The following is a 24,215-nucleotide window of genomic DNA, read 5'->3' as shown; positions in this document are numbered from 1 at the left end:
GAAAATAACTATGAACGTAGAAATATCAGCCGCAGCGAAAGCACTGCGCGAGGCTCGTGAGTTCAGGAAGCCTATCAATAAAATATCCGAAGATTATGGCGTGGTTACGCTGAATGACGCTTACGCTGTCGCAGATATAAACACCCGCAACCGACTGTCACAGGGCGGCAGAATCTCGGGAAAGAAGGTCGGCCTGACGTCTGCATCCGTGCAGCAACAGCTGGGCGTAGCGCAACCAGACTTTGGTGTTCTCTTTCAGGATATGGAATATCTGGATGGTGAAGCAGTGCCGACCGATACGCTTCTGCAGCCGAAAATTGAAGCTGAGGTTGCCTTTGTTGTCGGCAAAGACCTGCAATCAGAAACGCCTTCTTATGCTGAGTTTCTGGCGTGTCTTGCATATGCGCTTCCGGCGCTTGAAATCGTCGATAGCGCCATCGCCGACTGGAAAATTTCGCTGGCGGACACAGTTGCAGATAACGCGTCCTGCGGTCTGTATGTACTGGGTAATCAACCTGTCGCTATCGGTGATCTTGATTTACATGAGATAGGGATGCAGCTCGATCTGAACGGATCTGTCGCGTCGGTTGGTACGGGAGCTGCCTGTCTTGGTCATCCATTACGCGCAGCGTATTGGCTGGCCTGCACTATGGCGGCTCGGGGTGAAGGTCTTAAAGCGGGAGAGGTTATTCTCTCCGGAGCACTTGGCCCCATGGTGAATATTCAATCCGGTGACATTATTCAGGCCCGCATGGGAGCACTGGGTTCTGTTTCCTGTCGTCTGGTGTGAGGTAATTCGATGAATAAAAAACTTAAAGCCGCCATTATTGGCAGCGGTAATATCGGTACGGATCTGATGATCAAAATATTACGCCACGGCAAAAATATTGAGATTGCAGCTATGGTCGGTATCGACCCGGAATCTGATGGTCTGGCACGTGCCCGTCGCATGGATGTTGCGACCACCCATGAGGGTGTTGAAGGCCTGGTTCGTATGCCGGTATTTAACGATATAGATATTGTGTTTGATGCAACTTCTGCCAGCGCGCATATCAATAACGATGCTTACCTGCGCCGTTATAAGCCGGGCATACGTTGTATTGATCTGACGCCGGCAGCCATTGGCCCATATTGTGTTCCCGTGGTTAACGGAGACGCGCATGTTGAGAAAGACAACGTCAATATGGTGACCTGCGGTGGGCAGGCGACCATCCCTGTTGTCGCTGCCGTGTCGAAAGTGGCGCATGTGCATTATGCCGAAATTGTAGCGTCGATCAGCAGTCGCTCAGCAGGCCCAGGCACGCGTGCAAATATCGACGAGTTTACCGAAACAACGTCGGAAGCAATCCGCGTGGTGGGAGGCGCAGACAAAGGGAAGGCGATTATTGTACTTAACCCCGCCGAGCCACCACTGATAATGCGCGATACCGTGTATGTGCTTTCGGCAGCTGCCGATCAGGAGTCTGTCCGGCAATCGGTTGAAGAAATGATTCAGTCGGTCAGAAGCTATGTTCCCGGATATCGTCTGAAGCAGGATATTCAGTTTGAAGTGATTCCCGAAGAAAGCCCGTTGACCATTCCTGGGCATGGTCGGTTTTCTGGTCTGAAAACTTCCGTGTTTCTCGAAGTTGAGGGAGCGGCTCACTATCTGCCTGCCTATGCAGGCAACCTCGACATCATGACCTCTGCGGCATTAGCGACAGCAGAGCGCATGGCCGAATCTATGCTCCAGCGCTGAGGGAAAAATGATGACGAATATCGCTGAGAAAAAACTTTATATTTCAGATGTAACCCTACGTGATGGCAGTCATGCGGTACGCCATCAGTATTCACTGGAGGATGTTCAGCGTATCGCTGTAGCACTCGATCACGCCCGGGTAGACAGTATCGAAGTCGCCCATGGTGATGGTCTGCAAGGCTCCAGTTTTAACTATGGCTTTGGCGCTTATACCGATCTTGAGTGGATCGAAGCGGTGGCCGATGTCGTTTCGCATGCACAGGTCGCGACTCTGCTGCTTCCGGGTATCGGAACCTGTCACGATCTGAAAAATGCTTATGATGCGGGGGCGCGGGTCGTACGGGTCGCAACCCATTGCACCGAGGCGGATATCTCCCGCCAGCACATTGATTATGCGCGGGCACTGGGTATGGATACGGTGGGCTTTCTGATGATGGGTCATATGACCACGCCTCAGAATCTGGCCACACAGGCAAAGCTGATGGAAGAATACGGCGCGACCTGTATTTACATCGTGGATTCTGGCGGCGCAATGAGCATGAAGGATATCCGGGATCGCTTCCGGGCGGTAAAAGATGTGTTGGATCCGGCAACACAAACGGGGATGCACGCACACCACAACCTTTCGCTCGGGGTGGCTAACTCAATTGTTGCGGTTGAGGAAGGTTGTGACCGTATTGACGCCTCTCTCGCTGGCATGGGGGCCGGTGCCGGTAACGCACCGCTCGAAGTCTTTATTGCGGCTGCTGAGCGTCTTGGCTGGAATCATGGTACCGATCTTTATACCTTGATGGATGCCGCTGACGACATTGTCAGGCCCTTACAGGACCGGCCTGTACGCGTTGACCGTGAAACTCTGGCGCTTGGATACGCCGGCGTGTATTCCAGCTTTCTGCGGCATTCGGAAGTCGCTGCGAAGAAGTACGGGTTGAAGACAGTCGATATTCTGGTGGAGCTGGGTAAGCGCGGTATGGTTGGCGGTCAGGAAGACATGATCGTCGACGTTGCTCTGGATCTGCTGGGTAGGCAGTAACTGTTCAGGTTCTCGCTGAGGTTGGCCCTCAGCGAGGACTGTTTGTCTCCTTCTCTGTGCTGCTCTGCAGTTGTCCGACGGTCTGCGTCAGCCATTTCATCAGTGGTAACCACTCTTCGATTTCTTTGTCATGCTGGCGGTCAAAATCTACGACGCCAAAGCCGTGCTCACCTGCACGTACGTAAAACTGGGTATCGCGCAGCGAGGCGATGAAAGGAATATGCAGTTCATCGAGAAAAGCCTGCAGTGCGCCGAAGCTGAGAGTGTTGCGCTTCACGCGGTTGGCAATAACTGCCACCGGTTTGGGCTTCTGACGAAACGCCTGGGTTTTCATCAGTTCCTGAATGAATTCAGTGACGGCGCGCATATCAATGGCGGATGGGATCACCGGAATCAGAACAATATCGGCCTGCGCCACCAGATCGGAGAGTTCATTGCCGTGCAACCCTGCGGGTGTATCAATGACGACTCTTTCGGTGGAGGGATGTATCCGCATCCGCCAGCTCAGTGTCGAACCGCCTCCGTGGCGTTCTTTCACGGCTGACAGTCCGTTGATGATTGGCAGACGGGCGCTGCGTTGTGCCAGCCAGTCAGAGGCCGAGCCCTGAGGGTCGTGATCGATCAGCACGGTCGTTTCGCCTGCGCGGGCGAACTGACAGGCAAGGTTGGTTGCCAGGGTCGTTTTGCCACAGCCGCCCTTGGCGTTAGCAACAAGAATACGCACCGGCGGTTTATAACTGACGGTACGTATTGAATTACTGTGCTGACCTGACATCATCTGGTTCATCGCGCCTGCGTACAATAAAAGGCTATGGTATAAGCATACGCGAAAATGGAAATTTTGGGATGACAGGGAGTACCTAATGAAGTTTGGTCTTATTTTGATGATGATTTCTGCCGTAGCAATTATGGCAGCAACTCCATATCTGATGGATAAGATGCGAGGAGGCTCTTCAGGGCTGAGCAGGTACATGCCGCCAGAGGATGTGCTGTCCAGTTCTTCTACCCGGCAGACCTTCTACAAATGGCAGGACGCCGCAGGGAACTGGCACTTTGGAGATGAGGTGCCCGATGGCGCACATGCTGTGCCTGTCAACGTCGACACCGCAGCAAATATCCTGGCACCTGTGGATGCCCCTAAGGCCGTGGCTGGTGAATCCGGGGGGATAACTTCTCTGAACTCTGAGTTACCGGCCATCCCGGTAGTCACACCGCAGCGTGCCGAAGAAGCTTTTCGTCAGGCCGAGCAGGTTAAGGCACTGATGGAGCAGCGGACTCAGTACCTCGAGTCTCAGAGGTAGGTCTCAGAAGCTCATGTAGTAAATCCGGCCGTTCGCGCCAGCCGCTACGGCGCCACTGTTGGAAAAGGCGACATCTTCAACGGACACTGTATTACCTATCCAGTTTTCGCCAGACGTCGCCTGCCATCGTTTGCTTTCGGAGCCATCGTTCAGGTTCCAGAGCTGTATCATGCCGCTGGTATTGCCCGTCAACAGATACTGCTCACCAGCATTAAAACGCGCCGCGCCGAAATGTCCGCGAGACCCTGGCAGTTCGTACAATAATTGCCCGCTGCGTGCGTCCCAGATCCGGCCGGGCTCGCTCATGGCGGAAGTGAATAACAGGCGGCCACTGGGTGATAGCTCGGCGGTACGGACCTGATTCGAGTGTTTGAAGGTCTGAATTCTGGTGCCGTCGTTCAGATTCCATACGGCGGCTGTCAGGTCGTCACTGGCGGTCGCCGCTACCAGCCCTTCCTGATTGATACTCACATCATAAACCACGCCTTCGTGCGCGAGGCGATGCCGTATGCCCCCGTTGCGGATATCAAACAGTGTGGCTGTGTAATCGTCCATGCCCAGCAGAGCAAGTTCGCCCCGGTTTGTCAGCGCTATGTCTTTGATATCGCCGGGGGCATTCCAGTACCAGATGGCGGCGCCGGTCGCGACGCTCCAGAGAACGATGGTTTTGCTGTCACTGGTGGCGACGAAGTCGTCCGCAGGCGAGAAGCTGGCGCTGGTCAGGTTGCTGACCGTTTCCGCTTTATGGTTCCAGTCAAAGTGTCGCTCTGGGGGGATCAGTGTCCAGTAACTGCCGCCGTGGAACAGGCTGCCGACAAACGCAGCGTTGCCTTCGTGGTTCAGGCGCAGGCTGTAGGTGCCCTGAACAGCAACATCATAAAACTCGGAGGGTTTTTCACCGCTGTCACAGCCCGCGAGAAGCAGGGAAGACAGGGCAACAGAAAGCAGGAAAGGGAAACGCATGACAACAGTTCCGTGTTAGTGAAACACGGCGCGCGGAACTCGCGCGCCTGCTGTCAGTTTAGACCAGAATCTGAGGTTCAGCTGGCCACTGCTTCGCGGTGTACGTTGTGCATTTTTTCAATGAGCTGATCTTCGATCTGGAAACGCTCTTCCATGACCTCACCCAGCGATGACAGATCTTCTGGCAGTTTCGCCAGCTGATCCAGCGTACAGTGCTTGTCGTAGGTATCGTTGAAATCAACGCATTTGCCGGTCAGTTCTTCCAGTCGCGGCATCAGTTCGTCGGCCAGCGAGATGCTGCCGTCATCAAACTCACGCGCTTCGGCCATCAGCTGTTCATAAATTTCGAAGTGTCCGGCCGAACAGTAATCGATCAGTGATTCACACATGGCCTGGATGCTCTGGCCGAGTGGTGTTTCGTCGGAAAGTGGACGAGATGCGCTCAGATTGCAGAAGCGGACAATCAGGGCCTGACGGTCATTCAGCCACTTATCGATCATCTGGTGTACACCGCCCCAGCGTTCCTGCGCGTCTTTGCATTGTTCTAACATGAAAAAATCCCCGGTAACTCTGTGGTTATAGCCACGTTCTGTGTCTCTTAATGACCCACAATATAGGCGCGTAAAAAAGTCAGAGGCAAGAAACTTTTTTCAGTTTTTTTTCTTGCAATGCCCGGTATCTGTGCATTAACGGGACCAGACCCGCACCACCGCCACCACACTGACGACCAGAAAACCAAGGAATACCACCAGCATCCACTGTGGCATTGTCAGCCCCAGGAACAGCCAGGAGACATCTGCACAACTTCCGTCGCCTTTGAGAATCGTGGTGATCAGTTCACTCGGGGGCAGGGTCTCAATCATGTATTCCAGTCCGGGTCCACAGACCGGGACTTCATCGGCCGGAAGGTTCTGGATGGTGACGTGATGGTTCGCAACCCAGGCCCCAAACACGGATGAAGCGCTGGTAAACAACAGGCCGAGCCGTAGCGGCCACTGGGTGTTTCTGCCGAGAAATGCCCAAAGGCATCCGATGCCGACCATCAGGGTCGCGATGCGCTGCACAATACACAGTGGGCAGGGCTCGAGATACAGCGCGTATTCAAAGTAATACGCTGCACCCAGCAGAGCGATACAGGTGAGAAATCCGGCGAAGTAACCTGCGCTGAGCGCACCGTCGGGTATACGTTTTAACAGCGACATGGTTTTCCCTATCAGTGAGTCATAACTGGCCTGAGTTTATCACGCTGCCCGGGCGCTTTCTGTGTCAGCTGCTACTCTGTTAAGCAATGTTTGGTAAAGGTAACGGACTCAGAAAGGAGGAATTATGTTCAGACGCTGGATGCTGGTCGTGGGGCTGGTTTTTTCGGGCCTGGTGTGGGCGGAAGACGGTGCGCCTGCGGGCCCGCAGGTGCAATACATCTACTTTGAACCTGCCTTTGTCGTGAACTACGGCAGCACGGGGCGCATGAAATATCTGCGCACTGACGTTGCCCTGAAGGTGTCGAGTGTTGAAGCGGCTGAGAAGGTCAGTTATCACAAGCCGTATCTGCGCAATAATCTGGTGATGCTGCTGAGTGCGCAGGAGCCGGAAATCATGAACTCCTCACAGGGGCGTGAGGAGTTGCGGGGCACCGCCCTTGAAGAGGTGAAAGCTCTGATGACCGAGCTTGAAGGGATGCCCTACATTGATGATGTCTATTTCAACAACTTTGTTGTTCAGAACTGATCAGCGTTTCAGATAATTCTGCAGGTACTCGTCAAACGACAGAGTGTCTGCTGCTTCCATGTCGGCCTGCTCCTGCAGGCTGTCTGACGCGGCTTTCTTCCATTGCTCCAGTACCGTCGGAGACAGGGGCTCAGAGAGCGTCTTGCGATGTTCCAGCGCCTGCTGGAGTGTCAGGGTAGCAAACTCAATACCGTCTTCTTCGATAATCCTCAGAATCTTCGCTGAAGGGGTCAGTGCGGAGTCGGCCAGCTTCAGGCGCTGTTGATTCAGCGTATCCAGGTGGAAACACTGCCCATGCGCTGTATCCATGGTACGCGCCAGCTCCGACATGGCATCCAACAGATCCATACCAAGACGCTGCAGGCTGACCTCACCACTGCTGGTCTGCAGGGTCAGTCCCGGGCGGCGCCCCTCGTATACTGTGCGGCTGAAATTGGTCTGGATTCTCTCGTATTCATCATCGGAGATTTCCGGGCTGTCTGTCAGTGCGCACCAGGTCAGAAATACGTCCAGGAACTGCATCTGAGGGACATCGATCCCGAGTGGCAGGAAGGGGTTTACGTCAGTGCTGCGGACTTCAATGTACTGAATGCCCGCACGGTCGAGGGCCTGCAGGGGCTTCTCGCCAGGCAAACCGACCCGCTTAGGACGGATATTGCTGTAGTACTCGTTCTCTATCTGCAGCATGTTGGTATTGAGCTGACGGTATTCGCCGTCGTCGCCACGTACGCCAATGGCTTCGTATTCTGCTACGGGAATGGTCAGGGCTTCGCTCAGCGTATTGATGTAGCTGTCCAGCGTGTTGTGACACACCTTCAGCCCGGATTGAGCGTTATTCTGGTAGCCAAGGTCACTCATGCGTAACGAGGTTGCGTAAGGCGCATACAGGGTGTGCTGATGGAGTGTATCCAGCTTATGATCGCGGCCAGCGAGGAACGTTTTACAGACGGCCGGTGATGCACCAAACAGGTACATCAGCAGCCAGCCATGGCGACGGAAGTTACGGATAAGGCGCAGGTAGCGCTCGGAGACAAAGTCTTTGTCGGCGGTTCGTCCCTCTTCTGCGGCCAGCAATTCCAGTAGCCCGTCAGGCAGAGAAAAGTTGTAATGAATTCCTGAGATTGCCTGCATCGTCCGGCCGTAGCGATGCCACAATCCATGGCGGTAGACGTGTTTCAGTTTACCCAGATTGGAATCACCGTAATCCGCAATGGGAATACTCATCTCGCCGTTCAGGATGCAGGGCATGGACGCCGGCCAGATCAGCTCACCATTCATCTGCTGATAAGCAAATCGATGGGCGATTTCGAGAAAGGCTGATGCCTCGTGCGCCGAGGTAAATACCGGCGTGATGAATTCCAGCAGAGCCTCGGAATAATCCGTAGTAATAGCAGGGTGTGTCAGCGCCGAACCCAGACCTTTAGGGTGAGGCGTCTGAGCGATATGCCCTTGTGGGTCGCAACGCAGACCTTCTTTTTCGAGGCCACGCTGAAGGCTGCGGAGCAGCGGCAGGTGACGGTCGTCGGACAGCAGTGTCAGCAGATGGTCGTAAGTCGCCAAGAGCACCTCGGAACAATTGGATGTGGCGGGATTATAGGGTGAAACCTCAGCCTCGCCTAATTCTAAAGGTCAGAATTCGAGGCTGAATCCGGCCTGCCAGCGCAAAACACTGTTGTAGGCCAGAGTGCCGGGCAGGTGTGGGTCAGAAGAGAAGTCCCGTTGGGCTTTTACATACCCTTCGCCAGGCAACCCTGATAACTCAAATGGGCGACGCACATAAAGATCCAGGCGCTTCATGTCAGTCGGATCGGCGTTGTCGTCCTTGCTGCCGTAGTCATAGCCGAGAATCAGGGTGGCAGTGGTATGGATGCGTCCGGGCCACTGTTGAATCCAGCTGGTTGTCGTAGTGACGGGCGCGTACAGCGCAAAGATCCGTTCTTCGGTGAGGCCTTCTTCCAGTTCATAGGTCAGCTCAGTGTACGCGCCGTTAAAGCGCAGTTGCGTGCCACGTCTGGGATACCAGCTGGCCTGCCCTTCGATGCCCGTATACCAGATTTCATTGTCGGTGTACGTCACTGGCGAGCGTGTCGACGGCCAGCGATAGATCACATCGTACTGATATTCACGGAAGGCGCGGAGGTCGGTATCGAAACTGCCGCTCTGGGTGCGGCCGTAGTAGCCCAGCTCGTAGGAGCGGATACGTTGCTGATCCAGATCGCCGGGGCCGATATAAGATTCGAAATAGGTGGTCCCGTTCAGCTCAGCCTCTGTTTCAATGTTCTTCAGCTGGAATGTCCAGTACGCATGTTCTTCAAAGAAATCCGGTGTTCGCGCCGATTCGTTAAATACAACGCGGATGGAGTTCAGTGGCGTCAGCAGATAATTCAGGGCACTGCGGAACGACAGAGCCTCTTCGTGTTGCCCTTCTTTCTCGTACATCAGACCAGCATGGGCAACCCAGGCGTCGGCTGGTTTCCAGTTTACGTGCGCGAAAGCACGGAATTTATGGTCGTCTATCCGGCCACCGTAAAAATGCTCAGAATCGGCGACTTCATAGCGATAACCCAATCCTGATACAAAAGTCAGATCGGGTGACAGGGCCCAGGTATCCTGAATTTCCATATCAACTCTGTCTTCGGTCAGATAGGCGCGGACATCACCCGACACAGGAATCATGGCGTCTGTTATATCGGCATACCGTGTCGCGAGCGCCTGGACCAGGGCTGTCTGTTGCTGATCCGTCAGATCGAGAGCGCTATAGGCGGCCAGAAGTTCTCCCTGAGCCAGCAACATGGCTGCCTCGGGGTTGATCAGAAACAGGGCTCGCAGATCATCATCCAGAGCCCCTGCACCTATTCCTTCAATACGCGTATCGTTGAGCCGTTCGTTATGAAGGTAACTCGCAGTGAGTCGTACCTGATGATGTTCAGTCGCTGTGTGTTCAAGTGTCAGACCAGCAAGTACTGAGCGGTCAGTAATATCGTTTTCAGTGACCGCCTGCTGGTAAAACGGCACCTGTTTCCTGGCATCGGCAACATACAGGCTGGTGCGCAGACTGGTCTGATGGCTGAGTTCGACATCGCCGCGCAGAGATAACGCATTGGCCCGGCGATTATCTGAACAGGGGCTGCAGGGCGGCACGTCGGAATAGAGGTCTTCTAGGTTGTCCGTGGCGCGATGGAGTGCTGAAACGGCCCAGTAATTTCCTTCATAGCCCCACCCTGCCTGAGCGAACCCATAGCGGTAGCGGTTGTTGCCTCCTTCGGTGACGATTCTGCCACCCTGGGAGTCCGCTGTGTGGCGGGTGATGATATTAATCACCGCCTGATAGGCGTTGGTGCCGTAGGTGGGTGCATTCGGCCCCCGCACTACTTCAATACGCTGGATCTGCTCAACGGCTACGGGTAACTGATACCAGTTCACCGAGTTGAGTGCCGAACCGAAAATCGTATGACCATCCAGCAGGATCTGCATACCCTTCGGGAAGTGCGCAGGGCCACCGTGATACTGAACACTGTCGTTGTTGTCGTAAATTTCCGGGGCCACCATCATGCCGGGGACGAATCGCATCAGCTCTGTAATGGTCGTGGCGCCTGTGGCTGCGATGAAATCTGCATCGAGTACAGTGACACTGGCTGGCACTTCTGCTGCGGGTTGGCGCAATCTCACGGCGGTCAGCACATGAGGTACATCCGCAGCCATCGGGTCGAGGAACAGCGTCTCGTCAACGGACTCTGCCCAAGCGCTGGCAGCGATGGAAAGCGTCAGGAAAATACAGCCTGGAAATTTCACTGGTGTCTCCGGATTTCAGGAGGCGCGATTATAAAGGGATTTCAGGGCTTCTTCTAACTTCTGGCCGGTTTGGATGTGCTGGCCTGAAAGAATAATAAGCATTCTCAGAACTGCAGTCTGATCCCTGCCTGATAGCGGGTATCTGAGTCGTAGCGGCTACCGCGTGGGGTGTAGGTATCATCCGAAAAATCGTGTTGAACCCGGATGTTCCATTGACCGGGAAGAGAGCCCAATGAGACCGGTTGATACAGGTGAAGATCGAGGCGCTGAACGTCTCGGGTGTCGTCCCCGCTGACGCCGCCGGCGTCGGAGATCAGGAACAGGCTGGCGGTGCTGTGCACGCTTGCTGGCCATTGTTGCAGCCACGCAAGTGTCTGGGTGAAAGGTGAATATAATTCGACCAGTTCATCGTCACTGACGCGCGGGTCTGATGGGGCAGCGCTGGCATTGATCAGCGCGCCGGAGAGCCGCAGTGTAGTGGCACTGGATGGAGACAGGCTAAGCTGCCATTCTGCTCCGGAGAAATTGATCCGGTTGCCACAGTATGCCTGCTCTGCCCAAACGGAGGGATAGAGGTAAACAACCTCGGTCAGCTCTTCGTAGAACAGACGTAAATCCCACTCAGCGAGCGTACGTTGTTGACCACTGCGTCCGTAGTAACCTATCTCGTATGACTCAATCCTTTGCGGCTCAAGGTCTCCGGGCCCCTGTAATGATGCGTAGAATTCGTCGCTGGCGTAAGGCGATTCGGTTTCGTAGGTCCGGAAGCGGTATGTCCAGTCGGCATTTTCTTCAAGAAAATCGGGTGTGCGTGCGGCCTGGCTGTAGACCAGGCGGAGTGACTCGAGGGGGCTGATCAGATAGTTCAGCGCTGCCCGGGCAGACAGGGTGTAGTCGTCACCGTCTTCTTTCTCGAGCATCAGACCTGAGTGCGCAACCCAGCGCTGATTTATGTGCCAGTTCAGGTTTCCGAACAGACGCAGCTTGTGGTCGTCGATCATGCCGTTGTAGTAATTCTCAGATTCGACTCTGTCGTATCGATATCCGAATCCGGCGATCATCGTCAGATCAGGTCGGAGAGCCAGCGTATCCTGAATTTCCAGATCAGCCCGGTATTCGGTCGATCCGGATGTCAGTTCACCACGGATGGGCACAATAAAATCAGCAGGATCGGCATAGCGGCTTACCAGTGTTCCGATCAGGCTGGCCTGCTGAGGGTCTGACATATCTGCCGCCGCAGGGACTTCGCCCCGGGCGAACTGTCGCGCGGCTTCCGGGTTGAGGCGATAGAGCGCGCCCAGATCCGGATCGAAATAGCCGGCATAAACGCTGTCGACACTCTGAGGCTGGTAACGCTCGTACATCAACGCATAGGCCGAGACTTTCAGCTCATGGTTACTGTTCAGCTGGCGGTAATAACGGGTGCCGGTCTCCATGTGCAGGTCTGACACCCGGTTTTCACTGAATTCGTATAGGGGGACGTCACGTTCTGCGGTCATGATGACAAACGCGGAGTCCATCTCATCGTTGGCGCCAAGATCATGATGGCCGCGTAAGGTTATAAATGCGGATTCCCGGGTGTCCGGACACCCGTCACTACACCCCAGGCGCGGATCGGTGCTGTCCTGCATATTATCGCTGTGGCGATAATTCGCGTTCAGCCGCCACTGATGTTTATCCGTGGTGAAAATCTTCTGTGCGTACACATAGCCTTCACTGTTATTACCCCCTTCAACGGTGAGGCTGTCACCGCCCGAGTCCGCCGGATGGTGGGTAATAATGTTAACGACCGCCTGGTAAGCATTGGTGCCATAACTGGTTGAGTTCGGCCCGCGTACCACTTCGATACGCTGAATTTCTTCGACGGCCACAGGTAACTTTTCCCAGCCGACGGCGGCAAGCCCTGAGCGGTAGACGGAGCGACCATCGATCAGTACCTGCATGCTCTTAGGGAAAATTGACGGGCCACCATGGTAGGCAACAGATTCGCTGTTGTCGTAGAGTTCGGGAGCGACCTGCATACCGGGCACGTAGCGCAGCAGATCAGAGATATTTTTAGCCCCGGTGGCGCGAATAAAATCGCTGTCGAGCACGGTAACACTGGCGGGTACTTCAGCCGTAGGCTGATGCAGCCTGACCGCGCTCAGAACATGAGGAACATCAGACAGCAGCGGGTCTGCCAGAGACAGATCATCCGGCAGATCAGAGACTGCCCATGTCTGGGCAGTCACACTGGCTACAGCGCTGAGCAGGCCTGCTCTCAGACCTGCGGATAGTTTTAACTTCAATCCTGTCCCTGCTTTTTCATTATTTTTTCGCTTTTGCGAACGCCGCCGCAAAGGCGCCTGCCATGGCCCCGCCAGCGGGTGGCTGTGAGGTCTGGTTGCGGACACGTGCCGGGCGCTGTTCTTTACGGGAACGGTTGGAATCACCCACCGGGATATCATCGCCGAGGCGCATAGATAAGCCAATGCGCTTACGCGACACGTCGACTTCCATCACTTTTACCTTCACGATATCGCCGGCTTTAACAACGTCGCGCGGATCTTTCACGAAGGTGTCTGACAGCGCTGAAATATGCACCAGTCCGTCCTGATGAACACCAATATCGACGAACGCCCCAAAGGCCGCAACGTTGGTAATAACCCCTTCGAGAATCATGCCTGGCTTGAGGTCTTTGATTTCTTCCACGCCTTCTTTGAATTCTGCGAAGCGGAACTCAGGGCGTGGATCGCGCCCGGGTTTTTCCAGTTCATTGAGAATATCGCGGACAGTAATTTCCCCTGCCTGGGCATCAGCGAACTGCGCAGCGTTGACCGATTTCAGAAAGGCACCATCGCCAATCAGGCTGCTCACATCGCGGGAAAACTGGTGCGCAATGCGCTCTACAACCGGGTAAGATTCAGGGTGAACTCCCGAGGCATCCAGCGGGTTTTTACCCTTCATTACCCGAAGAAAACCAGCGGCCTGCTCAAAGGTTTTATCGCCCAGTCGCGGCACCTTCAGCAGATCTTTCCGGGAGTTAAATGCTCCGTTCACATCGCGGAATGCGACGATGTTTCCGGCCAGCGTCGCGTTAAGGCCCGCAATCCGGCTGAGTAATGGCGCGGAAGCCGTATTCAGGTCGACCCCGACTGAGTTCACACAGTCTTCAACCACTGCATCAAGAGAGCGCGCCAGCTGACTCTGGTTTACGTCGTGCTGATACTGACCTACGCCGATGGATTTAGGTTCGATTTTTACCAGCTCGGCCAGTGGATCCTGCAGGCGGCGGGCGATCGATACCGCGCCCCGGATGGTGACATCAAGATCCGGAAACTCCTTCGCCGCCAGTTCAGATGCCGAATACACAGACGCTCCGGCCTCGTTGACCATAATTTTCTGCACCTTTTTCAGCGCAGGATTGGCTTTGATCATGTCGCCGACAAATTTATCGGTTTCACGTGACCCTGTGCCGTTACCAATCGAAATCAGTTCAACATTATGCTTCGCAATCAGGGCCGTCAGTACCGCCGCCGATTCGGCCAGACGGTTCTGTGGTGGCGTCGGATAAATGGTCGCGTGGTCGACGACCTTACCTGTGTTGTCGACCACAGCAACTTTCACACCGGTGCGCAGACCCGGATCGAGGCCGATCGTGACTTTACGTCCGGCCGGGGCTGCCAGCAGCAGATCCTTCAGGTTGGACGCAAAGACACGGATGGCGTCTTCTTCGGCCCGGTCCCTCAGCTGGCCCACCAGTTCGGTTTCAATACTGGTCAGCAGCTTGATACGCCACGTCCACTTGACGACTTCTGCCAGCCAGCGGTCTGCCGGGCGGCCGGTATTCTCGATGCCGAAGTGTTCGGCGATCATGGCTTCACACGGACTGCTGGTGGCTGTGTCTCCCGGCTCACCAGTGACCAGAGAGAAGCTCAGTATGCCTTCGTTCCGGCCGCGAAGAATCGCCAGAGCCCGGTGGCTCGGGACTTTATTCAGGGGCTCGTCGTGTTCAAAGTAATCGGCGAATTTTTCGCCTTCGCTCTCTTTGCCTGAAACAACGCGGACAGAGAGTGTCGCTTCCTGCTGCATGAAGCGCCGGACACGGGCGAGCAGATCAGCGTCTTCGGCAAAACGTTCCATCAGGATGTAACGGGCACCGTCGAGGGCAGCCTTAGTGTCGGCAACGCCCTGTTCTTCATTCAGGTACTCTGCTGCGAGGTCTTCAGGGGTGAGTCCGGGGTTACCGAACAAAGCATCGGCAAGGGGTTCGAGACCTGCTTCAATGGCGATCTGGCCCTTGGTACGGCGTTTGGGTTTGTAAGGCAGATAGAGATCTTCGAGACGGGTCTTTGTGTCTGCCGTGAGTAATTCGCGTTTGAGTTCGTCGGTCAGCTTGCCCTGTTCTTCAATGCTCTTAATGATGGTACTACGACGGTCTTCCATGTCGCGCAGGTAGCGCAGGCGCTCTTCCAGGGTACGCAGCTGACTGTCATCGAGAGCTCCGGTGACTTCCTTCCGGTAACGGGCAATAAAAGGGACGGTCGCACCGTCATCCAACAAAGTAATGGTCGCCTGAACCTGCTGGTCGCGGATATTCAGTTCGGTGGCAATTCGGGAAACAATAGAAACGCTCATATCACACTCGTGTACAGTAAACGCCACGAGTATAACGGAGTTACTGGCCTTTAACAGGTACCTCCTGAAGGTCATTCAGGCCAGTCGAAAGGAGTATTCTGCCGTCTTCTGTGACGACCATCGCTTCGCAGCCAGACAGCTCTTCAATCATCTGCATGCCCGCTTCAGGCCCAAGCACGAAGACGGCGGTGGCCAGTGCGTCCGCCAGGTAGGTCCGAGGGGCCAGTACCGTGACACTCATACTTCCCTCTGCTGGCATACCCGTGTGCGGGTTGATGATATGGTGATAACGACGCCCGTCCCTGATGAAGAAGCGCTCGTAGTCGCCAGACGTGGCGACGGCTGCATTCGCGACGGGCAGAAGGGCCAGCAGAGCAGAATCGTCCCGTGGATTCCGGACCCCGACGCGCCACAGTTTCTGGTTGCCCTGGCTGACCGCATAGAGATCTCCGCCTGCATTGACTGCGAATTCTTCAAAGCCGGACTGTCGGATGATCTGAACCGCCCGGTCGACGGCATAGCCTTTAGCAATACCTCCGAGGCCAATCTGAGTGCCTTCCTTAAGCAACTGAATCGAACGGTCGTTAGATTTCATTGCCACCTGACGATAATCAATGGTCGCGACCGCCTTAGCCAGAGCCTCGTCTGAGGGGATCGTCTGTGCCCGGAAATCCCAGAGTTTGCCCGCACTTTTAAAGGTTATATCGAATGCGCCATCAGAGGCTTCCGATATTTTCCGGGCTTCATCTAACAGTCGATAGGTTTCATTGCTTACGGTTTGTGGTGAGGTCGCTGCTGAGCGGTTGAGTCGCGATATTTCGCTGTCAGGCTGCCACTCGGACAGTAAGGCTTCAATTCTTCTTATTTCAGCGATCGCCTGCTGAACCGCCTGCTTCGCCCGCACGTCGTCGGTGGTGATGATGGTAAACGTGACATCGGTGGTCATCAGTACTTCGGAGTGTTGATAGCGGGCATTGTCGGGGCTGACATGCTGCAATCTCTCTGCCGTGTGGCCAGGCATCGCCAGCAGACACAGGGCGATGGACAGCCACCACTTCATTGACTGGCGTCTTGTAATGCCTGATGAAAGGCGGTGTTGGTGCGGCGCCCACGGAAGAGCGTTTCTCCATCGCTGGCCAGCACGATCAGTCCGGGGGTTCCGCGGATGCCGAAGCGGTCGGTCAGCGTCAGATCCGGATCGGCAATCGAGGGCCAGGTGATCCCGCGTTCAGTGACGGTGCGGTTACCATCTTCTGCGACCTTGTTAACGTTAACTCCCAGCCACCTGAGGCCCGGATAGCGCGCCTGAGCTTCTTTGAGGTGTGGGATTTCTTTCATGCAGTAGCCACACCAAGACGCCCAGAAGATAAGTACCGTAGGCTGGCCAGGGTGCTCAGGAGCAAACGCCAGCGACCCGCCATTCAGCAGAGTAAATTCTTCAGCCTGCGTATGGGGAGTCAACAGGATCAGGCACAGCAGAATCAGGCGTTTCATAGCGGAACGTACCACCCCAGTGTCAGCCAGTAGAAATTGAGATCGTCGCTGCGGCGGTAATAGTTTACGCCGATGTCGTAGCGGGTCAGTGATTGAGTAAACCAGCCTGCCTGCCAGGCTGACAGAAGCAGACCGGCACTGTGGCCATCGAAGTTGCCGAGGTCGGGATCACTGCTGCGGAAGCGTTCAGGGGCATCCAGCGCTGCCGTATAAAAATACGCTCCATCCTGGTGATAATAGCGGTAACTCGGCTCGAGTATCAGACGGCCATTGTCCAGATGATAGAAGTACCGGACTTCGGCGACAGCTGCTCTGATGTCCCAGTTGTCTTCGTAGTAACTCAGGCCCAGCTGAACTGAATTCTGTTGTAATGCCTGTTTGAGTCTGACGGATATCGTATCCCGTACACGGACGTCCGGCGTTGTCTCGAACACCCGTTCAGTTCCACTGACAACTGAGTTGAATGATGTTGCCAGCATGCCGTTCTGTTCTGAGTGAGACCAGGACATACTCATCACAGACAACGGTGTGAGGGTCTGAGTCCAGCTGAGCGTGCCGCTGTACGTGCGGCGGGGCTCATCCGGCTCCTTACTACCATCGAAGCGGATCATCCGGACCGTGTCGTCAAACACCTGAAACTGCGCTGCGATATAGGTCGATTCTTCAGCGAACGACTGCGAGAGGCTCAGGCCATAGCCTGTTGAACGGTAGGCATACTCCTGGCCATAGCTGGCGTGCAGGCCGAAGCCAAACTGGTCATAGGAACGGTATTTCCAGCCCAGTTCGAAATTAAAGCGTCCCGGGTTGTAGCCTGTTGCCTGCGAGACTGTTTCCGCTTTTTCACGGGCATCGTCATAGGAGGCCGCAGTGACCAGGTCACCGGTGAATCGCAGAGTCGCGGCCTGAGAGTCATTGAGCCGGTGTTGATACAGCCAGATACCCTCATAGATGGTCGCATCTTCTTCCAGATCTGGGTTGCCACCCTTTCCTCCGGCACCGTCTTCCTGCTGATATATCACCCCACGGAAAGCGAATATGCTGTCCAGTTCGTCGGCCGAGGGAATCTGGCCTTCTGCCAGCGCCATCGCGGAGATCAGCCAGAATATCAGCGCCCTGATCAGTAGCATCCGCAACCTCCGCCACCGCCGCCAGAAAACACTCCCGTGGCGCCTTCTCTGGCTGAATAGACATCGCTTTCCAGTTCACCCTGTAACGGTGAAGAATCAAACGTCATATCCGGCTGCGACAGACGCTCGCGCTCGTTAAAGCGCACTGGCGTACAGGCGGTAATGGTGATGACAGTCAAGATGACAAGCAGGCGCATAGTTGGTTACAAAAAGGCAAAACGGATAGCCCGAAGATACCACAGCCGATACGTATAATTCATTACAGATGCCCCCTTACTCCGGATCGTGGTAAGGGGGCACGTCATTAAAATTTCACGGCGGCGGTCACCCGGACTGTTCGTGGTTCCAGGACATGGTAGTGGATATCCTCAACTGGCTCGGTTTCGCCTGTCAGCTGCGATTCATATAGATAATCGATATCGTGATCATCGCTATCAAGTAGGTTAAGCACTTCCCCCCGGACCGACCAGTTTGCGTGGCTGTATCCTGCCTGCAGATTAACAACCGTCGAAGGGTCAGATTTGACCGAGCCATCTTCGATCAGTGGTCGTTCACCGAAGTAACGGAGGCGGACAGCGCCTGCCCAGCCATTCCCGAATTCTGCGCTGATACCTGTTTGCAGAACCTCTTCGATAGCGCCGGGAATACTGTCGCCAGAGTTGGTGAACTCGGCTTCTGTGTGTGCGTATTCGGCGTCAAAATTCCAGATGTCACTAATACGGTAGTAGGCCGTCAGTTCGACACCCCGGCGGCGGCTCGAATCGCTGGCTTCGGTATTGCCAGCATCGCCGACGAACAGCAGCTCACTATCGAGGTCGAGTTGCCAGAGCGAAATCGAGGTGTTCAGACGTTGATTGATAACGCCACGCAGACCAACTTCAAAACCCAGTGAGTCGACCAGCGGATCAACTTGAGTGGCGTCGCTACCATCTGCAGGGTCAACTCTGATTGTTGTGCCCCGGGCATCGTTTGAGTGAAAACCCTGACCGGCCGCGATGTAGGTTTCCCATTCGAGACTCAGTTGGTAAATAAGACTGGCCTTGAGGGAAGAATTTCCAGCTGAAGCGGTTCCGCCGTTAGCGCTCAGGTCGACGCCATTTTTGTTGATGTCGGTGCGGTTATCGACATCGAAGCTGTAGTAGTCGTAGCGAAGCCCCAGCACTGAGCGCAGACGGCTATTCCAGTACAGCGTGTTCTCTGCAAAGACGCCTGTGCTGAACTCGCCGACCTCATCACTGCGAACAACGCCGATACGATCACGAGCCTGAGACTGGTAGAGGCCGACTTCACTGATGTCGTCGTAGCGGAATTCAGTTCCAACCCGGTTAACTATGGTGCGGCCGGCGAGTTTACTTTGCCATTGATAAGCCACTTTACCGCCGTAGATATTGCGATGATCAACCTGCTCGAACTGATCGCCATTGACCGGATCATCGAGGAAGTAGGTGAAATTCGACCATAGGTTCATGTTGTAGCGTATCGCGTAAGCTGATGCTTCCCATGCTCCGTTGCTCCATTCAGTATTGATGCTGTAGCGGGAAGACTCACCGCCGACTGTATCATCAATCGAACCGAATTCATCGATCTGCCCAGAAGTGACGGCGCGCTCGGGAATCTGATCTGCGCTGTTCCAGCTGTTGTTATATCCCATCAGGCTGAGGCGCCATTCTCCGTCTGCCAGAGGCTGCGAGTAACTCAGCAGCAGGTTGGTCTTATCAAGGTCTTCTTCAATATCTGTCCATGGGCCGTCGTAGGTATTACGTTCAATCGCGTATAGCCAGTCGCCATTGCCCTTCTCTACACTGCTCATCAACAAAGCACGCTGATATGCGTTCTGGCCGAGCGTCAGCTCCGCTTCGTTATGATCAAGCTGACGGCTGGTGTGAAGCGAGGCGCTGCCTGCACCACTGAAGTCACCGGTTTCTGCGTAGTAGCTGCCTTTCTGGTAGCGCAGTGATTCGATGGTTTCTGGAATAATAAAGTTAAGATCTGTGTACCCCTGACCGTGGCCATGCGTCCTCATATTGACGGGCATACCGTCGACAGAGGTCGAGAAGTCGGTGCCGTGGTCGAGGTTAAACCCGCGCAGGAAATACTGATTGGCCTTACCCGTACCACTGTGCTGGGTGACGACCATGCCTGGTACGAGTTCAAGTACTTCGCCTGTGCGCAGCATTGGACGTATTTCAATAGCTTCCTGGGTAATGTAGCCTTCGGAGGCCGAGCTGGCTTCCCCTAACAGTGGGGCGCGACCGATCACGACCTGATCATCGAGCCTGATATCATCTGAACGAATGCTTTCAGACGTTGAATCTGATTGCGCTTTTACATCCAGACTGCTCTCTGCGGCGTATGTCAGAGTAGGTAAAGTGAGCAGTGTTAGTCCGACTGCTTTGTAGAACGTCATAGATGGTCTCCGGTGCTTGCTTTACTGCTTGCGGGCAGTAGTGCTGATATTGATCTCAGTCTACCGCTCACCACTTGGGCCGATGATATGTCGGTGTTAGCAGCGGAGCAGGGTCGTGAACACAGAACTAACAACATCACATTTGTCGTTGAAAGGAACAGAAGGTAGTCACTCAGTGATCAGAGGCTGGTTGCATCAACTAAGACGCTCGCGAACGCCGTCACTTGGTCAGCGAGAGTTAAAAACGCTGGATATTCTGTGGGCGAAGGGACAGTGCTCGGCTCAGGATGTGCTTGACGAACTGGCAGATGAGGTAAGTCTCAGTACAGTGCAAAGTACTCTGGAACGACTGCACCGGAAGGATTTTCTGTGCCGGATTAAACCGGGGCGGGCGTTTCTTTATCAGGCTCAGGTCACCCGGACGGAGCTAATCAGTAGCCTGATTCATGATATCAGTGATGACTTCAGTGAAGACGATGGGACCGCCCTGTTAGTTGGGTTTATCGATTTTCTTGCAAGCACTGACCCCGAGCTTCACCGCCGTTTGAGACATGTTTTAAACGAAGACAGCGATTCTCCACTGCCTGGTCGCCACGTTGAATAACCTGGGCGAAGTCTTTCTGGTGGCCATGCTAAGTCTGTGTGTTTGCTCAGTACTCAGTGCCCTTCTTTATCCCCTATGGTCCAGGTCGCTCTCGGTTATTTCTCCCGAGCTATCCTCTCAGTTGGTGTTTTTGTACGGCATCCTTCCTGCTTTTGGGATGGTATTTGTGGTTGCTTTAATGCTGAATCCAGATGCCATCGGGATACTTTTCTACGATCATTGTCACGGTACGTTATGTGGACCACACGTCCCTGACGTGGAAGAAACGCATTCGGGTCTCGCGCTGGTTACCTTCTCGGTGATTCTTCTCACATTTCTGGTGGGATTTATCTGGCTCCAGTTCCGACGTAACAGGTTAAAGGAGGCGATGCTCTCTCAACTCGCTACGCCGGTCGATTCCCGTATCTGGTCTCGGATAGCAGGTTCCTCGCCCACGGCCTTTACGGCGGGGCTGCTGACACCGCATATTTATGTCTCGGATGGCATGGTCGAAACGCTCAGTGAGACAGAGCTGTCTCAGGTGCTGGCCCATGAGCAGTCACATGTGTGGCACCGCGATCCTTTGCGACGATTTGTTCTGAAGTGGATGACCTTGCTTTGGCCGCGCCCTTTTCGACGTAAATTGTTGAGTCAGCATGGGTTACTCTGCGAATTACGAGCCGATCAAGGGGCGCTCCGGTTGAACGGCAATCGCCCCCAGGAGTTTGTCAGGACATTGGACAAACTGATTGCATTGCGGGGGTTGTCTGCTCAGTGCGATTACGTACAGGAACGTCGGGATCGCCTTGTTAATCCCCAATCACGAAATATGTTTTATGCAGTGTTGACGCTGTCTGGTTTGCTGACCATCGCGTGTGCGCAAATCGCGGCCATCACGTACATATCGCATCCCCTTCTGGACCTTATATCGCACTAGTTAGTGCGGTATCCCTCGTAAAACAAGTCGTTTCCCTTTGTCTCATAGATCTTGATGGAATTGTGATGTTTTCGTGAGGTTTTCACGGCTACCTCGGGCGCATAGTGGGATGGCTGAGTCAGACAGTTGGCTCTAACCACTACTCATCCGAACTCATAAGGGTTAGCCCATGAAAACACTCCATAAAACACTTGTCGCCGCACTGCTCTCTGGCACTGCCAGTATGTCGCAGGCCGCTGAATTTGATGTTGCGATTACCAACGTCACCGCCGGTGTCTTTTTTACACCGCTTCTGGTGTCGGCTCACAGCGATGCGCAATCCATGTTTATGGCCGGTGCCGCGGCCAGTGCCGAGCTTCAGGCCATGGCCGAAGGCGGTGATATCTCTGGTCTGGCCACAGCGCTCTCTGGTGCGGGTGCCGTCAATGCGGAGAACCCAGCTGGTGGCTTGCTGGCACCGGGGACAACGACGGAAGTCACCCTGAATACCGACAACGCCAGCAATAACATGTATCTCTCGATCGTTGCCATGATGCTGCCGACGAACGATGGTTTTGTCGCGCTCAACCAATGGAAAATTCCATCAGAACCCGGCGTTTATCAGGTGGCATTGAATGCGTACGACGCGGGTACCGAAGCTAACGATGAGGTGCTGGGCAGCGGTGCTCCCGGCGAAGCGGGTTTTCCTGCACCGCCACCAGTGGCTGCGACGACCGGGACAAACGGGACGGGCATCGACGCCAGTGTTGAAGGCTATGTGCACATTCACCGCGGTGTGACTGGAGACGCCGACGCCGAGGGCGGACACAGTGACATCGACCTCTCTCATCGCTGGCTCAACCCAGTGGCGAAGGTTGTAGTAACGGTGAAATAAGGAGAGTCCGATGACCATTCAACAGACATCTTTAATTCTTTGTGCCGCTGCGGTTCTCTCCGCTTGTGGTGGCAAAGACAGTGATCCAGAAATGGCAACCTTCGAGGTAGCGGTTACCAACTTGACGGCGGCCCAGCCGCTCTCGCCGATGACACTTGCGGTTGCCTCACCCGACTGGTCTCTGTTCGAGCTCGCCGAGCCCGCCAGTGTTGCGTTGGAGCAGATTGCAGAGAGCGGCGACAACAGTGCGTTGCTGGCTGAGCTAGAGGGCAACGCACAGGTGATGGAGAGCATCTCTGGCACGGGCATTGTGATGCCGGGTATGACAGCGACGTTTGAAATCTCAGTACCGGAGTCTGATCTGGATCAGGCGAGCCTGTCGGCGGTCACCATGTTGGTGAACACCAATGATGCTCTAACGGCCGTTCGAGGTGTGGCTCTGGATGCCATCGAGCTGGGAGGCTCAGTTCATCAATCCATGGCGGCATACGATGCTGGCACCGAATCCAACAATGAACTTGCCGCGACCATTCCTGGGCCCGCCGCGGGTGGCGAAGGGTTCAATGCCGAGCGCGATGACAGTGATCGGATTCTGGTTCATCCGGGTGTTGTTGGTGTCTTGGGTGGTCGAGCGGACTCCGTACTGGATGAAGAGCACCGCTTCGATAATCCGGTTGCAGGCATCGTCATTACCCGTATTGAGTGACGTTGATCGGTGATACGGATTAATCGAACAGGAGTGCGTAATAAAACGCGGCGATAGTGCGACAAATAAGTCACCGGAGCGGGAGTCGCTTCGGAGACTATTTGTAGGAGAAGACGATGAGCCACGCACTGAATTCGCCGCACACGCCACCCCTGAACCCACTTTCTGGGCGAGCGCCAGGATCTAAAACGGATTCCGCATTAACCAGCGCTGTACCGCGCGCTCGTATTCTGGTGATCGAAGACGACTCCGCGATTGCTGAGGTTATTTTCGGGCATTTAAATGCCGATTATGACTTGGTGATTGAGGCTGACGGCCTGAGAGGATTTCAGCGAGCCAATGATGAAGCGTGGTCGTTAATTGTTCTGGATGTGCGCTTACCCAATAAAGATGGGCTCGAGATCTGTCGGGATTTACGTGCCCACAGTAACGATACGCCGGTGCTTATGTTGACCAGTCGCTCTGGTGAACTGGACCGTGTGTTGGGGTTAGAGATGGGCGCTGATGACTACATGGTAAAGCCCTTCTCTATGCTGGAATTAGGCGCGCGTATCAAGGCGTTACTGCGCCGTGCAGCAAAGTCTGCGGCACCTGCCCCTGAGGTGAGTCGTTTGTCTGTTGCCAATATGCAGCTGGATCTGAGAACACACGAATGCTGGCGTGGCAGGCAAGCATTAACACTCACGTCGACAGAGTTCGACCTGTTGGCGCTGTTTATGTCCCATCCGGGCACAGTATTTACCCGGGCAGAATTACTCGAACGTGTATGGGGATATGGCCACAGTGGTTACGAACATACCGTGAATTCTCATATTAATCGTTTGCGGGCCAAGCTGGAGGATAACCCTTCAAGCCCGTCCATTATCGTCACAGTGTGGGGCGTAGGGTATAAATTTAATGGCGCCTGAGTATTCC

23 protein-coding genes are annotated in these 24,215 nt (G+C 54.8%); 10 read left to right on the top strand and 13 right to left on the bottom strand.

The annotated features are described in order from the left end of the window. Nucleotides 1-10: 10 nt before the first annotated feature. From Q1L85_RS04420 to dmpG, 3 genes are read left to right on the top strand one after another with little or no spacing between them, the layout of a single operon-like run. Complete coding sequence (locus tag Q1L85_RS04420; protein WP_300427604.1) at nt 11-790, top strand: 2-keto-4-pentenoate hydratase; 780 nt, start codon at nt 11-13, stop codon at nt 788-790. Between the two features lie 9 nt (nt 791-799). Next, a complete protein-coding gene (locus tag Q1L85_RS04415) occupies nt 800-1,738 on the top strand; it encodes an acetaldehyde dehydrogenase (acetylating) (RefSeq protein WP_300427602.1) in 939 nt (312 codons plus the stop codon). Nucleotides 1,739-1,757: 19 nt separating this feature from the next. Next, a complete protein-coding gene (gene dmpG / locus Q1L85_RS04410; protein ID WP_373914516.1) occupies nt 1,758-2,771 on the top strand; it encodes a 4-hydroxy-2-oxovalerate aldolase in 1,014 nt (337 codons plus the stop codon). 28 nt (nt 2,772-2,799) lie between these two features. On the opposite strand, the gene Q1L85_RS04405 is transcribed toward dmpG, so the two are convergent. Further along, nucleotides 2,800-3,558 (bottom strand): ParA family protein, encoded by a 759-nt coding sequence (locus Q1L85_RS04405; RefSeq protein WP_300427599.1) that lies wholly within the window; start codon nt 3,556-3,558, stop codon nt 2,800-2,802. A 76-nt stretch (nt 3,559-3,634) separates the two neighbouring features. Between Q1L85_RS04405 and Q1L85_RS04400 the strand changes: the two genes are divergently transcribed. Then, complete coding sequence (locus tag Q1L85_RS04400) at nt 3,635-4,072, top strand: DUF4124 domain-containing protein (protein ID WP_300427598.1); 438 nt, start codon at nt 3,635-3,637, stop codon at nt 4,070-4,072. 3 nt (nt 4,073-4,075) lie between these two features. Here the strand turns inward: Q1L85_RS04400 and Q1L85_RS04395 are convergent, their stop codons facing one another. The 3 genes from Q1L85_RS04395 to Q1L85_RS04385 all read right to left on the bottom strand — a co-directional run bounded on the left by Q1L85_RS04395 (nt 4,076) and on the right by Q1L85_RS04385 (nt 6,237). Further along, nucleotides 4,076-5,035 (bottom strand): hypothetical protein, encoded by a 960-nt coding sequence (locus Q1L85_RS04395; protein WP_300427597.1) that lies wholly within the window; start codon nt 5,033-5,035, stop codon nt 4,076-4,078. 77 nt (nt 5,036-5,112) lie between these two features. Continuing rightward, nucleotides 5,113-5,586 carry a sigma D regulator gene (gene rsd / locus Q1L85_RS04390; RefSeq protein ID WP_300427596.1) on the bottom strand — a complete coding sequence of 158 codons (474 nt, stop codon included), beginning with the start codon at nt 5,584-5,586 and terminating at the stop codon, nt 5,113-5,115. 135 nt (nt 5,587-5,721) lie between these two features. Continuing rightward, the gene (locus Q1L85_RS04385) at nt 5,722-6,237 is read right to left on the bottom strand and encodes a disulfide bond formation protein B (protein ID WP_300427595.1); all 516 of its coding nucleotides are present in this window, start codon (nt 6,235-6,237) and stop codon (nt 5,722-5,724) included. A 124-nt stretch (nt 6,238-6,361) separates the two neighbouring features. Between Q1L85_RS04385 and Q1L85_RS04380 the strand changes: the two genes are divergently transcribed. Beyond that, nucleotides 6,362-6,763, top strand: coding sequence for a flagellar basal body-associated FliL family protein (locus tag Q1L85_RS04380; protein WP_300427593.1), 402 nt, complete (start codon nt 6,362-6,364; stop codon nt 6,761-6,763). Here the strand turns inward: Q1L85_RS04380 and gshA are convergent, their stop codons facing one another. From gshA to Q1L85_RS04335, 9 genes are all read right to left on the bottom strand, one after another. Further along, nucleotides 6,764-8,329 (bottom strand): glutamate--cysteine ligase, encoded by a 1,566-nt coding sequence (gshA, locus tag Q1L85_RS04375; RefSeq protein WP_300427592.1) that lies wholly within the window; start codon nt 8,327-8,329, stop codon nt 6,764-6,766. A 63-nt stretch (nt 8,330-8,392) separates the two neighbouring features. After that, on the bottom strand, nt 8,393-10,555 hold the full coding sequence (locus tag Q1L85_RS04370; RefSeq protein WP_300432397.1) for a TonB-dependent siderophore receptor: 2,163 nt from the start codon (nt 10,553-10,555) through the stop codon (nt 8,393-8,395). Between the two features lie 104 nt (nt 10,556-10,659). Beyond that, nucleotides 10,660-12,843 carry a TonB-dependent siderophore receptor gene (locus Q1L85_RS04365; RefSeq protein WP_300427654.1) on the bottom strand — a complete coding sequence of 728 codons (2,184 nt, stop codon included), beginning with the start codon at nt 12,841-12,843 and terminating at the stop codon, nt 10,660-10,662. 19 nt (nt 12,844-12,862) lie between these two features. After that, nucleotides 12,863-15,172: a Tex family protein gene (locus tag Q1L85_RS04360; protein ID WP_300427653.1), complete on the bottom strand. Its 2,310-nt coding sequence runs from the start codon at nt 15,170-15,172 to the stop codon at nt 12,863-12,865. Between the two features lie 40 nt (nt 15,173-15,212). Further along, the gene (locus tag Q1L85_RS04355; protein ID WP_300427652.1) at nt 15,213-16,232 is read right to left on the bottom strand and encodes an FAD:protein FMN transferase; all 1,020 of its coding nucleotides are present in this window, start codon (nt 16,230-16,232) and stop codon (nt 15,213-15,215) included. Further along, nucleotides 16,229-16,666, bottom strand: a complete 438-nt coding sequence (locus Q1L85_RS04350) for a TlpA disulfide reductase family protein (RefSeq protein ID WP_300427650.1) — start codon at nt 16,664-16,666, stop codon at nt 16,229-16,231. The genes Q1L85_RS04355 and Q1L85_RS04350 overlap by 4 nt, the downstream gene beginning before the upstream one ends. Next, on the bottom strand, nt 16,663-17,793 hold the full coding sequence (locus Q1L85_RS04345; RefSeq protein ID WP_300427648.1) for a DUF3570 domain-containing protein: 1,131 nt from the start codon (nt 17,791-17,793) through the stop codon (nt 16,663-16,665). Before Q1L85_RS04345 ends, Q1L85_RS04350 begins: the two co-directional genes overlap by 4 nt. Next, on the bottom strand, nt 17,784-17,972 hold the full coding sequence (locus Q1L85_RS04340; RefSeq protein WP_300427647.1) for a DUF4266 domain-containing protein: 189 nt from the start codon (nt 17,970-17,972) through the stop codon (nt 17,784-17,786). Before Q1L85_RS04340 ends, Q1L85_RS04345 begins: the two co-directional genes overlap by 10 nt. A 125-nt stretch (nt 17,973-18,097) precedes the next feature. Next, a complete protein-coding gene (locus tag Q1L85_RS04335; protein ID WP_300427646.1) occupies nt 18,098-20,200 on the bottom strand; it encodes a TonB-dependent receptor in 2,103 nt (700 codons plus the stop codon). Between the two features lie 115 nt (nt 20,201-20,315). Here Q1L85_RS04335 and Q1L85_RS04330 point away from each other — a divergent pair, with 115 nt between their 5' ends. From Q1L85_RS04330 to Q1L85_RS04310, 5 genes are all read left to right on the top strand, one after another. Continuing rightward, on the top strand, nt 20,316-20,804 hold the full coding sequence (locus Q1L85_RS04330) for a BlaI/MecI/CopY family transcriptional regulator (protein WP_300427643.1): 489 nt from the start codon (nt 20,316-20,318) through the stop codon (nt 20,802-20,804). After that, a complete protein-coding gene (locus Q1L85_RS04325) occupies nt 20,797-21,720 on the top strand; it encodes a M56 family metallopeptidase (RefSeq protein WP_300427642.1) in 924 nt (307 codons plus the stop codon). Before Q1L85_RS04330 ends, Q1L85_RS04325 begins: the two co-directional genes overlap by 8 nt. Before the next feature lie 169 nt (nt 21,721-21,889). Next, on the top strand, nt 21,890-22,594 hold the full coding sequence (locus Q1L85_RS04320; protein ID WP_300427641.1) for a spondin domain-containing protein: 705 nt from the start codon (nt 21,890-21,892) through the stop codon (nt 22,592-22,594). Between the two features lie 10 nt (nt 22,595-22,604). Continuing rightward, on the top strand, nt 22,605-23,300 hold the full coding sequence (locus tag Q1L85_RS04315) for a spondin domain-containing protein (RefSeq protein WP_300427640.1): 696 nt from the start codon (nt 22,605-22,607) through the stop codon (nt 23,298-23,300). A gap of 116 nt (nt 23,301-23,416) precedes the next feature. Then, entirely contained in the window at nt 23,417-24,208 is a 792-nt protein-coding gene (locus Q1L85_RS04310) for a response regulator transcription factor (RefSeq protein ID WP_300427638.1), read from the top strand. Nucleotides 24,209-24,215 lie beyond the last annotated feature (7 nt).

Source organism: uncultured Thalassolituus sp., assembly GCF_950066645.1.
In the GTDB taxonomy this organism is placed as follows: Bacteria; Pseudomonadota; Gammaproteobacteria; order Pseudomonadales; family Oceanobacteraceae; genus Thalassolituus.
This window is presented reverse-complemented; position numbering and strand designations above follow the sequence as displayed.

Bases quoted from the DNA above. Each gene is read 5' to 3' on its own strand.
- Q1L85_RS04335 (WP_300427646.1), bottom strand. From the start codon at position 20,200: ATGACGTTCTACAAAGCAGTCGGACTAACACTGCTCACTTTACCTACT.
- Q1L85_RS04380 (WP_300427593.1), top strand. From the start codon at position 6,362: ATGTTCAGACGCTGGATGCTGGTCGTGGGGCTGGTTTTTTCGGGCCTG.
- Q1L85_RS04420 (WP_300427604.1), top strand. From the start codon at position 11: ATGAACGTAGAAATATCAGCCGCAGCGAAAGCACTGCGCGAGGCTCGT.
- Q1L85_RS04345 (WP_300427648.1), bottom strand. From the start codon at position 17,793: ATGCTACTGATCAGGGCGCTGATATTCTGGCTGATCTCCGCGATGGCG.
- Q1L85_RS04415 (WP_300427602.1), top strand. From the start codon at position 800: ATGAATAAAAAACTTAAAGCCGCCATTATTGGCAGCGGTAATATCGGT.
- Q1L85_RS04395 (WP_300427597.1), bottom strand. From the start codon at position 5,035: ATGCGTTTCCCTTTCCTGCTTTCTGTTGCCCTGTCTTCCCTGCTTCTC.
- Q1L85_RS04310 (WP_300427638.1), top strand. From the start codon at position 23,417: ATGAGCCACGCACTGAATTCGCCGCACACGCCACCCCTGAACCCACTT.
- Q1L85_RS04315 (WP_300427640.1), top strand. From the start codon at position 22,605: ATGACCATTCAACAGACATCTTTAATTCTTTGTGCCGCTGCGGTTCTC.
- Q1L85_RS04320 (WP_300427641.1), top strand. From the start codon at position 21,890: ATGAAAACACTCCATAAAACACTTGTCGCCGCACTGCTCTCTGGCACT.
- Q1L85_RS04385 (WP_300427595.1), bottom strand. From the start codon at position 6,237: ATGTCGCTGTTAAAACGTATACCCGACGGTGCGCTCAGCGCAGGTTAC.
- Q1L85_RS04360 (WP_300427653.1), bottom strand. From the start codon at position 15,172: ATGAGCGTTTCTATTGTTTCCCGAATTGCCACCGAACTGAATATCCGC.
- Q1L85_RS04350 (WP_300427650.1), bottom strand. From the start codon at position 16,666: ATGAAACGCCTGATTCTGCTGTGCCTGATCCTGTTGACTCCCCATACG.
- rsd (WP_300427596.1), bottom strand. From the start codon at position 5,586: ATGTTAGAACAATGCAAAGACGCGCAGGAACGCTGGGGCGGTGTACAC.
- Q1L85_RS04355 (WP_300427652.1), bottom strand. From the start codon at position 16,232: ATGAAGTGGTGGCTGTCCATCGCCCTGTGTCTGCTGGCGATGCCTGGC.
- Q1L85_RS04400 (WP_300427598.1), top strand. From the start codon at position 3,635: ATGAAGTTTGGTCTTATTTTGATGATGATTTCTGCCGTAGCAATTATG.
- Q1L85_RS04405 (WP_300427599.1), bottom strand. From the start codon at position 3,558: ATGAACCAGATGATGTCAGGTCAGCACAGTAATTCAATACGTACCGTC.